Annotated in this window: 13 protein-coding genes; 7 read left to right on the top strand and 6 right to left on the bottom strand. The window is 32.7% G+C overall.

From position 1 onward, the window contains the following. Window positions 1–1,089 precede the first annotated feature (1,089 nt). Window positions 1,090–1,710 (bottom strand): TetR/AcrR family transcriptional regulator, encoded by a 621-nt coding sequence (locus tag ACTB1H_RS07310; RefSeq protein WP_463262183.1) that lies wholly within the window; start codon window positions 1,708–1,710, stop codon window positions 1,090–1,092. 34 nt (window positions 1,711–1,744) lie between these two features. Further along, window positions 1,745–2,608 carry an MBL fold metallo-hydrolase gene (locus ACTB1H_RS07305; protein WP_463262182.1) on the bottom strand — a complete coding sequence of 288 codons (864 nt, stop codon included), beginning with the start codon at window positions 2,606–2,608 and terminating at the stop codon, window positions 1,745–1,747. Between the two features lie 368 nt (window positions 2,609–2,976). On the opposite strand from ACTB1H_RS07305, the gene ACTB1H_RS07300 reads away from it, so the two are divergent. The 7 genes from ACTB1H_RS07300 to ACTB1H_RS07270 all read left to right on the top strand — a co-directional run bounded on the left by ACTB1H_RS07300 (window position 2,977) and on the right by ACTB1H_RS07270 (window position 7,618). Then, a complete protein-coding gene (locus ACTB1H_RS07300) occupies window positions 2,977–3,474 on the top strand; it encodes a transposase (protein WP_463262181.1) in 498 nt (165 codons plus the stop codon). Then, entirely contained in the window at window positions 3,450–4,538 is a 1,089-nt protein-coding gene (locus ACTB1H_RS07295; protein WP_463262185.1) for an IS3 family transposase, read from the top strand. Before ACTB1H_RS07300 ends, ACTB1H_RS07295 begins: the two co-directional genes overlap by 25 nt. Window positions 4,539–4,613: 75 nt before the next feature. After that, window positions 4,614–4,754: a hypothetical protein gene (locus ACTB1H_RS07290; protein ID WP_463262180.1), complete on the top strand. Its 141-nt coding sequence runs from the start codon at window positions 4,614–4,616 to the stop codon at window positions 4,752–4,754. Further along, a complete protein-coding gene (locus ACTB1H_RS07285; protein ID WP_463262184.1) occupies window positions 4,696–4,950 on the top strand; it encodes a GNAT family N-acetyltransferase in 255 nt (84 codons plus the stop codon). Before ACTB1H_RS07290 ends, ACTB1H_RS07285 begins: the two co-directional genes overlap by 59 nt. A 19-nt stretch (window positions 4,951–4,969) precedes the next feature. Continuing rightward, window positions 4,970–5,527 (top strand): TetR/AcrR family transcriptional regulator, encoded by a 558-nt coding sequence (locus tag ACTB1H_RS07280; protein ID WP_463262179.1) that lies wholly within the window; start codon window positions 4,970–4,972, stop codon window positions 5,525–5,527. A 21-nt stretch (window positions 5,528–5,548) separates the two neighbouring features. Beyond that, the gene (locus ACTB1H_RS07275) at window positions 5,549–6,634 is read left to right on the top strand and encodes a heparan-alpha-glucosaminide N-acetyltransferase domain-containing protein (RefSeq protein ID WP_463262178.1); all 1,086 of its coding nucleotides are present in this window, start codon (window positions 5,549–5,551) and stop codon (window positions 6,632–6,634) included. 51 nt (window positions 6,635–6,685) lie between these two features. Then, complete coding sequence (locus tag ACTB1H_RS07270; protein ID WP_463262177.1) at window positions 6,686–7,618, top strand: cation diffusion facilitator family transporter; 933 nt, start codon at window positions 6,686–6,688, stop codon at window positions 7,616–7,618. Window positions 7,619–8,136: 518 nt separating this feature from the next. Here ACTB1H_RS07270 and ACTB1H_RS07265 read toward each other — a convergent pair. The 4 genes from ACTB1H_RS07265 to ACTB1H_RS07250 all read right to left on the bottom strand — a co-directional run bounded on the left by ACTB1H_RS07265 (window position 8,137) and on the right by ACTB1H_RS07250 (window position 11,316). Next, window positions 8,137–9,003, bottom strand: a complete 867-nt coding sequence (locus ACTB1H_RS07265; RefSeq protein WP_463262176.1) for a glycosyltransferase family 8 protein — start codon at window positions 9,001–9,003, stop codon at window positions 8,137–8,139. 13 nt (window positions 9,004–9,016) lie between these two features. After that, a complete protein-coding gene (gene cls / locus ACTB1H_RS07260; protein WP_463262175.1) occupies window positions 9,017–10,210 on the bottom strand; it encodes a cardiolipin synthase in 1,194 nt (397 codons plus the stop codon). Beyond that, on the bottom strand, window positions 10,207–10,554 hold the full coding sequence (locus ACTB1H_RS07255) for a PLDc N-terminal domain-containing protein (protein ID WP_463262174.1): 348 nt from the start codon (window positions 10,552–10,554) through the stop codon (window positions 10,207–10,209). Before ACTB1H_RS07255 ends, cls begins: the two co-directional genes overlap by 4 nt. A 420-nt stretch (window positions 10,555–10,974) precedes the next feature. Beyond that, a complete protein-coding gene (locus ACTB1H_RS07250) occupies window positions 10,975–11,316 on the bottom strand; it encodes a MarR family winged helix-turn-helix transcriptional regulator (protein ID WP_463262173.1) in 342 nt (113 codons plus the stop codon). Between the last annotated feature and the right edge of the window lie 688 nt (window positions 11,317–12,004).

The raw sequence follows: 12,004 nt of genomic DNA, 5'->3' as shown, positions 1-12,004 counted from the left end.
TATTTCCTCTGTAGATTGCAATTTGAATAATACTGACCAGAGTGTAAATGTAATTTTTTGCATGAGAAATAAACATAGCTGCATCTATGTTTTAAAATAGCTATTGTTATCATTACCCCATTACTAATCGGGAAGTTTTGTAATTAAATCTTGAAATACATCTACTGATGGCATTTCCCAAGCATCATGATGCCTTAGAGGCGACAGTTCCATATCTTAGATAAGGGGCGCTTGGCGCCTTCTAGTTTATACTCCTGTTTTTCACGCTTGTACAAGGGATTTCGCAGAAGCAACCCTTTTGGCGATTGGATTTAGGACACCTAAACTTGCAACGATTTTTCTTATAGTCAATACTATCATATGCATACGTAAGCCCAAATGACAACGGGGTACACCATCAAAGTCAATAGTAAAGGGATCTTTGTATTTATAGTTTTCATTGTTTTTCTTTTTGAGGTCATTAAAAGGTTTAATACCAATGCGTTTACAGTAGTCCTAAACAGAAATAGCATCCAAAAACTGAATCAAGAAGTAATTTTTAATATTAAACTTGAGAAGGTATGACTTCATAAAAAAAAGTTATATAAAAAAAAGCATATCATATCTAAAAGCCCGTTCTAACATAGGGAAGACATGTAAAGCATTGAAGGAATCAGATGCAACAAACATGAATAAATGATAGCCCTTAAAGTAACAGTCACTAGAGGAATCTCAACTAGCATTTGTATCAGATTGTGGGAAGTATCTTTTGCAATTACAATCAATAATGCCTTGTTCACGACATTTACAGATACGTTTACTTCTAGCAAATGCTACTGTTTTAAATGGAATACCGTCACAAGCAAGGGAAAGTTTTGTAGGATAAATAAGAAGTCCTAAGTCACAAGAGTGATCAAGGAACTGAGCCTTATAAGGACGAAAGATAAGAGAAAAAGCATGATTAGACGTTAACGGATTTCTTTCTAAAAAAAAGTACTTCATGACACACTTTGACGCTCACAATCATTTCGAAGTTACATTTCAAGTAAACAACCACCTGAAAAATTCAGGCGGTTTATTTTTGCTTGTACAATTACTTGTTGTTTATGTTTATAGTAAATAAGGGGAAACCATGAATGTCATCTGTTTATTAGCATGCTCAGAAGCCGTCTCTTTTGGATAGTTATCTGAAACTATATATAAAACCAGTATCTCAATAAGAATTTTGAGGAACAGTTGGGAAAATATCTCGGAATCAAATGACTTTTTGAGTTCGTTCTTTAATTTGAAACAATCTGTGATATCAACTATCTGAGCTTTGAGCAGAGTGTCATATCCGTCATAAAATTTATACACAAAGGAAGTAGTATCTGTAATTTCATCAAAAGATGATAGGATAATTTCATTCATCATCTCCTTGTTCAATGAATAAACCGCATCAATGTATAATTCCAAAAAGTAATGGAGTGTTTCAATAAGTGTTCCTTTGTAGTTGTTGACACTTAATTGTATAAGAAGCTTTTTAAGTTGTAAAGTCTCTTCCATCGTAATTCTATAGAGCTCAGATTTTGATTTGAAATAAAGATAGGCAGTACCTCTCCCTACTCCGGCTCTTTCTGCTATGGCTTCGATTGTCGTATTTTTGTAACCTGCCTCAATGAAAAGTTCATGTGCTGCTGCAAGAATTTTCTGTGTAAAGTATTTTTTCTTTTCTGCTCGTTTAGATGTCATATAATACCTCCAGTATGCTACTAAGTCGGGCAAATTAATATAGGATTTTCATTTTGTTATTGATCTTTTTGAACTTAGGCAGTTTGCCTTTTTTAAAGCTGTTCTTATTTAAGAAGTCTGCAAGGTCACCTATATCACTGTAATGTAATACAGGGAGGGTGTAATCAAGGGCATGAGAACAGTAAATGACCGTACTTGCATGAACAGTTTCAGCTAAATAGTTGGCAGTTTTAATAGTGTCATCAAAGCTACTGTCAGGAATCAGCAACTTATTGACTGCCAGAATACCGGGCATCATATAGTCGCCGATAAACAGTTGCTTACAGTCATCATCGTATAACGCAATAGAGTTTTTAGCGTGGCCTGGGGCTGAGATAATTCTAATAGTACGGTTGCCCAGATCTAATGAAGCTTCTGGTTCCACTACATCATCATAATGAATCATGGGACGAGATTTACCTTCGGCAGTACCTAAGAACGAATCATCGGTAGGAATCAAGCAGTTGTCTCCGGATAAACTTTGATTTTCTAGGTGAACAGTACACAGTACGGTTTCTTCGAAATCATTGATTTGTCCAATATGATCAAAGTGGAAATGACTTGGTATTGAGACAACAGGTAATTTTGTAAGGCTTCTGATAAGAGGCTTAATGTTATGGTATCCTGTTCCAGAATCAAACAAAATAGCTTTTGTGGTGCCAAGGATTAGATAATAATAGTTTTTCTGATAGTACCTAGGTTCACCAATGGCAATGGTATTATCATCAATGTACTCAAAAGTATAATAGTCATCATACCATTTAGCATTAACAGGTAGTTCAACTTTTTCTTTTTTAGTGAAAAGTGAGCCACCGCTGAAAATAAAAAGCATAAGTTTGAGTAATAGAGTTTTAATCATAGAGATCCCTTCTTTCCTGAATGAATATAGTAAAAATCGTAAAAGATAAACACAAAATGAACATATTCATGAATGTATTCATATTATACATCCAACTGTGACTTGCGTCAAATAACTTGAGGGATCCCGATATCGGACAATTAACGCGTAACCCTATTCGAACTCAATCATTTTAAATGATAGGCTATTGATTCATATGATAGAATGTGCTATCATATTATCAGTAATTACTAATGTTTTTATATTAATCCGGTAGGAGGTAAAAATTAATAGCTACGTTATGAGAGAAGCCCTATGTGTTAAGCTAATTGTCAGAAGGCCAAAAAACGTATATAGTAGTGTGAACGACTAAATATCAGGAGGCCCTAATGGCTAAATATAGTGAAGAATTTAAACTGAGTATTGTAAAACAAATGATGCCACCACAGAATAAATCTGTAAGCATCTTATCAAAAGAAAATGGTATAGCCGAGCAAACACTTTTTAAGTGGAAACGAGAAGCAAAAGCCAAAGGCATTGTAATTACTGATGGAGAGGCACAAAGTGAGAAATGGAGTACTCACGACAAGTTCATGATCGTGGTAGAAACAGCTTCACTTAATGCTGCAGAGCTATCAGAGTATTGTCGCCAAAAAGGCCTTTATGTAGAACAAGTTGAATCATGGAGAGACGCTTGTATGCAGGCCAATGGAGGCGTTGCAGAAGAAGCATTTCGATTAAACAAAGAAAGCAAAGAAAAAGACAAAGAAATAAAAAAACTTCAAAATGAACTTAAACGTAAAGAAGCAGCTCTTGCTGAAACCGCAGCGCTAATCGTGCTTAGAAAAAAGGCCCAAGCCATCTGGGGGGACAGCGAGGAAGATTAATTTCTCGTGAAGATAGAGTTCTAGCAATCAGCCTGATAGACGAAGCAGTAAAAAGTGGAGCTAGAGAATTCAAAGCTTGTGAAGTCCTAAATATCAGTCATAGAACGCTCTTTAGATGGCGAAGTAAAAATACACCTTATGAAGATCAACGGCCTTATGCCATAAGGCCTGAACCAAGTAATAAACTAACAAGAGAAGAAAAAGAGCGCATCATAGAAGTTGTTAACAGCCCTGAATATAAAAGTTTACCACCAAGTCAAATTGTGCCAGCATTGGCTGACAAAGGCGAATACATCGCATCGGAATCCACGATGTACAAAGTGCTTAAAGAATACAACATGCAGCATCATAGGGGCCTTTCAAAAGCACCTGTAAAACGAGCCATTTCAACGCATTATGCCGATGGCCCCAATCAAGTTTGGATGTGGGATATTACGTATTTACCCGCAGGAATCAAAGGAAAATATCACTATTTATATTTAATTCTAGACCTCTATAGCAGGAAAATTATCGCTTGGGAAGTCTTCGAAAAAGAATCCGCAGAATATGCCAGCAAGTTAGTTCGCAGAGCGATTATGAGTGAACATCGTACAAAAGATATGAAACCACTCGTTCTACACAGCGACAACGGTAGCCCGATGAAGGGCGCAACATTACTCGAGACTTTGATTATGTTAGGTGTGATGCCATCCAATAGCAGGCCAAGAGTAAGTAACGACAATGCGTATGCTGAAGCAATTTTTAAAACACTTAAATATCGCCCTGGATACCCACGTAAGGGCCTTGCGACGATTGAAGACGCAAGAACATGGGTACTGAAATTCGCACGCTGGTACAACAAAGAGCATCGTCACAGTGGGCTTAATTTCCTGACCCCAGAACAAAGACATAATGGTCTTGGATCAACAGTATTAGCGAATCGAAAAGCCGTGTATGAAGCAGCAAAACTTAAAAACCCTCATAGGTGGTCAAGAAATACACGAAATTGGGATTTAGAAGAACGCGTATGGTTAAACCCCGAGAATGACGAAAGTGTAGAAATTATTGAAGAAATATCATCATAAATTTTTAGGTTTTACTGACAACTATGTTGACAAACACCGGAAGCAACACCAAGTGATTTTGAGTTTGCATTTGAAATGCTTGTCGCAGCGGGCCGTGGGATGATTGAGCGTTACTATGGAGTTGGATCAAGAGTAACTGCAAAAGGTATTTTAAAGTATCTTTGGGCAAGTAGACCAAATAGACAACATTTTAAAAACTACTTCAGAAAAAGCTAGAGGGAAGGGTCTTGGAGCAGAACTTTTAAATTTTTCAAAAGAGAAAGCGAAAGACTTAAAGAATAATCAAGTTTCCCTAGTAGTAGAGAAGGATAATATTGGTGCAATTAAACTTTATGAACGATTAGGTTTCTATTTTGATGATGCAAATGATAGTAAACATGATTTAGTTCATCGCATGATCTTAAATATTTGATGAAAGAGGGTTAGATTCGATGTCAAAAACAGCATATAAAGATGAAAAACGAAAGAAAATATTAGAACACGCAACTCAATGTTTAGCTGAAAAACCTAATGCTTCTCTGAATGAAATTGCACAGTATGCAGAGATTGGGATAGCAACATTGCATAGGTATTTTTCCACGAGAGAGGATCTTATTACAGCAATTTCATATAGAGCGTTAGAACTAGTAAATGAAGCGATAATAGAAATCAATTTTTCTGAACCTAATATTAGGACATTCATTAAACAAACAGCGGAAGTTCTGATGCCTATAGGGGATCGCATATTTTTCCTTTTTTCAGAGGTTTTCAATACAGATAATGCAGATCTTGATAACAAAGAAAAGGAGATTATAGACAAATTTATTGAGGAACTTAAAAGAAGGCAGGATATAGGCCAGCTTCGTAAAGATCTTAAAGCAGAGTGGATGTTTTATATCTTTTATAGCGTTATCTTTATTTCGTGGAAGGAGATTCACGATGGTAACATTACTTTTAAGGACGCACCGGAACAATTGACAACGACATTACTTGATGGATTTATCAAATAAAATAAGTAGGAGGATTTAATCATGGAAAAAATTAAAAGAGAAAGATTAGAATTTGTTGACCTGGCAAGAGGCATAGCGGTGATTTTTATGATAGCGGTTCATGTTTTAATGGTTTATGCAAACAGTACTGTAAAAGAATCACATTTTGGAGTTATTGTTGAATTTCTAGGAGGTCCACCAGCAGCACCAGTATTCATGTTTCTTATGGGCTTATCATTTATATACGCATCAAAAAAAGATTTGAAAGCCTCAATATTTAGAGGTTTAAAGATATTTTTAGCAGGGTATATCTTGAATTTTTTTAGAGCAGTATTACTAAAGTATACTTTAAATGAGTTTGCTCCAGAGTTCTTAATTGGTTCTAGTTTTGAAAACATTAGTTATATTACTTTGTTAACTATTGTAGATATACTACAATTGGCTGGGCTTTCTATTATAATTCTTGCTCTCGTTAGAGAGTTTAAACTTAATAAATATATAGTGCTGAGCACAACTATAGTTATATCATTGATTTCACCTATGCTATGGGGTATTAATACTAATAATCCATTAATTAACTTTGTATTTGATTTGTTTTGGGGAGATAATCCAGTTTCTGGCTTTATAGAAAACACGGTTGCTTTTCCTTTGTTTCCTTGGGTAGCATTTCCGTTACTCGGCTATTTTTTTGGAACAATGCTTACCGAATCTGGTAGTAAAGATAAAGTGCTACTATATTCATTGATACCTGGAGGCGTTTCATTTATTGTCGGGCTTGCTCTTTTAGCAAATAATTTTGACTATCATTTTAACGATTATTACCACGCAAGGATAGGCTCAATGCTTTTTATGTCAGGCTTTATAGTAATATGGCTTTTCCTGTGTAATGTATTAGTTAGACAAATAAAGAGTAATCCAATTTTTAATGGTGTTTATTACCTTAGTAAATCAGTTACTAATATCTATTTTATACAATGGGTAGTCATAATGTGGGGAATCGTATTTTGGGGAGATGATTTAGGAATGGCAGAAACAGTACTAGTCATGATATTTGTATTCGGTTTATCAATAATGATAGATCACGGTGTAGTTTATTTTAAAAATAAATTATTGGGTTCAAAGTTATAGCAATTATTTTCAAGCAAAATCTGAAACTGAAAAGTATAATATGGAGGAATCATGACAAATGAAATCATAAACGCTGAAAGAAAAGTATTTATTATAAGTTCTATAGGTACGGTTATAACTTCAACTATAGGTTTTATGGTATTTTTTATATCCAACTCGCAAGCGGTATTGTTAGATAGTTTGTTTTCAATGTTTAACGCTTTATTGACAATTATATCGATATGGGTCGTGACAGTTACATCTGAAAAGCCTAGTGAAGATTATCCCTATGGGCTTACTCAAGCAAGGCCAATGCTTGAATTATTTAAGGCAATTGTTCTTTTAAGTTTTATCATTATTGCAATATTTAACAGCATAAGTTCAATAATAGATGGTGGCTCTAATTTACCAGGCGAGATAATTGTCATATATTCATTAATTAGTGTGGTAATTTCGATTTTACTAATGATATGGATTTGGTTAATCGGAAACAAGAATAAAAGCTCATTGATTAAGATGGAAATTATACAATATTTACAAGACATTTCTATAAGCATAGGAGTTGGGATTGCATTTGGCCTTACTTTAGTATTTGATCATACAAAATTCAATTTTATGTTCCCATATTTAGATTCGATTTTAGTAATCGTAATCGGATTGTTATTTACTCCTTCAATAATAAAAATTATTTTTAGCAGTGGACGGCAACTATTATTAGGATCTCCATCTCAAGAAGTAAGAAAAAATATAAATGAAATATTATTATCTGTTTGCAGTCATTATAATATAGCAATTAAAGTTTGTTATACCATATATTCAGGTGGGTTATTATTCATTGATACAGAATTATTTTATAAAGATGAATTATGGAATTGGTATAAGATTAAAAGCATTCGTAATACAATCGAAGAAAGAATTAAGTCAGAATATCCTTCATCAGAGACAACTGTGTCTTTTTATAAGTATGAGAATCAAGAGCAAATGAGCAATGTTTCAACACTATAGATTGGGGTGATGGTATGATGGAAGTAAAGCAAGTTTTGGAATATTGTAGTAATAATCTGTTAGGAACGGTTTTGGTAGAAAGTTGGGGTGAGAAGGGCGAAGGATAAGGGTACCGGTTACAAATCTGGCAGTTCGGCAGAATAAAGCTTTAGCAATTTGGTGTTTTTAATGCATGTAGCGAGTAGGTGTTTGTGAATTGCCAAAAATGTACCGGTTATCTATTGGCATTAGCGGCAGTAAATCAGTGATTTTCTTTAGTCTCTACTTGAATCAAAGATTCTACCCAAATCTTTCTTTAATCGATTACAAAGCAAGCTGTTTTTCCGAAATTTCCAATATGCACCCGGTACAATTTTGGCAGTTGAATAAATAGGGATGGATAAACATATAGATTGACAAATACCGCTATAGTTTCACCTCTTTTTAGGTTAAACTATTTCTATCATGTAGTAGTAATTTGAAAAATAATACTCTCCAGTCACATAGACATAAACACCTTATCATTGGCAATCTATAAATCAACTAATTTCTGCTGTAGAGTTCATATTAAACGTTAGTTTTTCATAATGCTTATATAATGCGTGAAACTTTCCGTTATATCCTTTGTTCCATGGCTTTTTCTTTCCACAAAAATGTAGTATTACTGTATTTCTAATAACATGTTCCATATCCCACTCGTTTTTACTAACCATTTTATAATAATTAAAATAGATTACATCATAGTTATATAATTTTTCATCTAACCTTTTAATCTGTTTTGAATACAGTGCATTAAAAACATCTTGATCTGGTAATACTAAGTACTTATGATTCAATTCTACAAATTTGAAAATAGAATTTTCATCAATACATTGCCTTTGTAGCTCTAGATTCATTAAAAGCACTCCTGAATTATAGTAGGCATCAATTTCATATGAATAAAACCGAACTCTATTTATTTCTTTAAAACCTATAAAATCATGAGAAGCAGCGGCATACAAATACCCCTCTAAATCAACGTTGTATAAATCTGCTATCGGGTTGATTACTAAAATATCAGGATCCAAATACAATATTCGATCAATATTATTTGGTAATAATTTGAATGCAAGTAGCCTGTAGTACATTTCTTTAGTATAGTATAGATGGGAAGGAGCATTTGAAAAGTAGCTGTTATCAATATTTAATACTTTTAGTTGACTTCTATTATTTTTAATATAGTTTTTCAGATTAGCTATTTCTTCATCATTAATACTTGAATGCAGTAGAAATATTGTAAATCTTTCATTTTGATTATTGAAAAATAGAGACTTAAGCATGATTTTTAATGGTTTTAAATAGTTAGAATCCAAAGTAACAAGTATATTCATATTGAATAAATTCTCCTTCTCAAAATTAGTTTTCATTATTATCACCCTTCTACATAAGATGGGCAAAAAGACGTAAAAAAGCACGTGTAACTTTCACTTGCCATGGAACATTAATACAGTCCTTAAGCTCAATTTCTGTACAAGTAGAAAGTAAATTTATAAAATCATCTTTCATTATTTGAATACTCTCGGTATTATAGAGCCATACTCCACATTCAGAATGTAGGTATAAACTTCTATAATCTAAATTAATAGTTCCAATAACAGTATACCTATCATCTACAACAATTACTTTTTCATGCATAAATCCAGGAGTGTATTCATAAATTTTAACTCCACTTTCAAGAAATTTTTTATAATAAGAACGGGTAGTTGTATGAACAATTGCTTTGTCAGGAATTCCAGGAGTAATAATCCTCACATCAATTCCTGATTTCGCTGCAATTGATAATGCTGAAAATATTTCATTATCAACAATAAGATATGGTGTTTTTATATAGATATATTTTTGGGATTTATAAATCATATTTAAATATACGCTTACACCTACATGTTCATTATCCAATATCTCATCTGTGAATGGCTGCACAATGCTTATAGTTTTCTGCAAAACATTTTCTTTATAATATTTAGGCCTGTAGGCAGTGTAGTCTTCTTCAACCCCAACCAAAAATTCCCACAGAGATAAAAACATAACGGTTAAACTCCAAACAGCATCTCCTTCTAAACGAATCGCGCTATCTTTCCAATGCCCAAACCGCTCATACTCATTAATGTATTCATCTCCAATATTGCATCCCCCGGTATATCCAACTTTACCATCCACAACCGTAATTTTCCGATGATTCCTCGCATTATATTTTAATGACATTACAGGCTTTAAAGGATTAAATATTGCAATTTGAATTCCTATTATTTCAAGCTCCTTAATATACTTATTCGACAATCGAAAAAGACAACCAAAATCGTCAAAAATTAATCTAACTTTGACCCCTTTTTCAATTCGTTCTACAAGAATCTCTAAGATTTCATCCCACATTCTACCTCTATTTATAATAAAATATTCAATAAAAATATATTTTTCTGCTTTTGACAAATCCTCTTTTAACGCTTCGAAAAACGATTCTCCAAGGGCATAGTATGTTGAAATTGTATTCGTGTAAGGGGGACAAAAAGAGTGCTTATATATATAGTTTGATTGAGTTGCAGCATATGCATCTTTATCTTTTAGTATTTGTATCACATCAAAATTTTGTATATTACTAGCAAAAACTTTTTCTCCAATACTTTGGATAGTTTTTTTTCCTTCTTAGATAAGCTATTGCTTCCAATTAAGCAGTAGAACAAACCACTATAAATTGGAAATAGTAATATTGGTATAATCCACGCGATCTTAAATGACAGATTACTTGTGCTGTTTATTATCCTCAATACAAGAATCAAACTAATAAGCCTCATTATGATATAAAAAGATGAAATGAATTTACTAAAATATAGAGTGAGTATAATTATTATTGATATTTGAATGATCATTGATAAAGCAAAAACTGTTGCTCTGTGTTTCATAAATATTATAAGCTTTTTCATTATCACCTCATCAAGAACATATATAATATTAAGGAGTACGTTACCTTACAACTCAATGTAATTATTCAACAACATCAGAAAGTTTCATTATCTGATCGATAAGCTTTTTATGTTCTCATTCTTTATGATTGATTGGTTTCTCATATTTTGATCCTATACTGATGATTTCACCTGATTGAGTTTTTATAAAACTAACTTTAAAAGCATGGAAATAATTCTTAATAAATTTAGGCATAATAAAAATCAGTAAAATAGAATAGAGAGAACCTACAACAATTCGGATCATTATTCTTTATATAAATCTATACTGCTATATACTGCTATTAAAATTAGTTTTTTTCATTATAAATTATCCAAAATATAAAAATTATTAAATATTATGATTCCGGTTTAGTTTTTTCGATTTTCTTCAATAATCAATCAAAGGGTGTTCTTTTGAATTATTTCCTTAAAACTTAATTCTGCTTTTTTCATAAGGTCTATCATGTCCTGACGTTGTTCATAAGTAAGTTGTTCCATTACCTTTTTCTCCACTTTCAATAATTCCCCAATTACTCTGTCTCCAAATTTTTCCCCTGATTTGCTAAATCTAATTTCTTTATTTCTCCGATCCGAATGAATTTCATGTAACTCTAAAAAGCCTTGTTCCCAGAATGTCCGAATAATTACATTTACAGTCTGCTTAGGTAAATTAGTTTTTTCACAAATTTCTTTTTGTGTGCAAACTTTCGGCATATTGTAGATAGTTTCTAAAACTATCAACCCTAGATATGTGTAAGGCCTACCGATTTTGCATACTGAACATATAACTCATCAATTGCTCTCCAACTACTTATTAACATAGATGTTTGTTCCTCTATTGACAAACGCTTCATAATACTTTACCTCCCTATTTAGTTTTGTGTTCCCAATTGGAAACAACTCTATTCTTCTGTAGAGACTTACCTTTTTCAAACTTCATTTAATTTATTTGTATGAATATTCTCCAAAATATTAGTCCGCTACATTTACTATTCGTTTACAAGACTAATTTATCATTCCACTCATTCATTGTCAACATTAGTTTCGAAATATTAAAATAAAAAAAGAACCTAATATAAGGATCCAATGTTCAATTATTTTGACTGGGTGAGACCTTTAAAAAGATAAAAAGCCATTTATTCTATGTTTATTTAGAAAAAAATCTATCCCTGTGTCTCTATTTAAAGATTGTTAGTATCCGTATATAACCAGATTTTCCTTATGATTAATAATTTATTTATAAGAGCTAACTTTATTTGCCACATTTAATAACTACCTCGTAACTTATACCATTTTCTTTTGGAGAAACTAATAGTCAATTTAGCACTTAATTTACTTGGCAAGCAGGGCAAGGTGGTACACACCTTGCATTTTTGCTTGTTGGGGAGTATCCCCAATCCCCCATTGAACACACAATAAATTGTGTGGC

Source organism: Soehngenia sp. (assembly GCF_055108775.1).
Note: the sequence above shows the minus strand (reverse complement) of the source record. Positions and strands in the feature narration are given on the sequence as shown.

Excerpts from the sequence above, each read along its gene's own strand:
- ACTB1H_RS07310 (WP_463262183.1), bottom strand. The coding sequence starts at position 1,710 with ATGACATCTAAACGAGCAGAAAAGAAAAAATACTTTACACAGAAAATT.
- ACTB1H_RS07305 (WP_463262182.1), bottom strand. The coding sequence starts at position 2,608 with ATGATTAAAACTCTATTACTCAAACTTATGCTTTTTATTTTCAGCGGT.
- ACTB1H_RS07300 (WP_463262181.1), top strand. The coding sequence starts at position 2,977 with ATGGCTAAATATAGTGAAGAATTTAAACTGAGTATTGTAAAACAAATG.
- ACTB1H_RS07290 (WP_463262180.1), top strand. The coding sequence starts at position 4,614 with ATGCTTGTCGCAGCGGGCCGTGGGATGATTGAGCGTTACTATGGAGTT.
- ACTB1H_RS07280 (WP_463262179.1), top strand. The coding sequence starts at position 4,970 with ATGTCAAAAACAGCATATAAAGATGAAAAACGAAAGAAAATATTAGAA.
- ACTB1H_RS07275 (WP_463262178.1), top strand. The coding sequence starts at position 5,549 with ATGGAAAAAATTAAAAGAGAAAGATTAGAATTTGTTGACCTGGCAAGA.
- ACTB1H_RS07270 (WP_463262177.1), top strand. The coding sequence starts at position 6,686 with ATGACAAATGAAATCATAAACGCTGAAAGAAAAGTATTTATTATAAGT.
- ACTB1H_RS07265 (WP_463262176.1), bottom strand. The coding sequence starts at position 9,003 with ATGAAAACTAATTTTGAGAAGGAGAATTTATTCAATATGAATATACTT.
- ACTB1H_RS07255 (WP_463262174.1), bottom strand. The coding sequence starts at position 10,554 with ATGAAAAAGCTTATAATATTTATGAAACACAGAGCAACAGTTTTTGCT.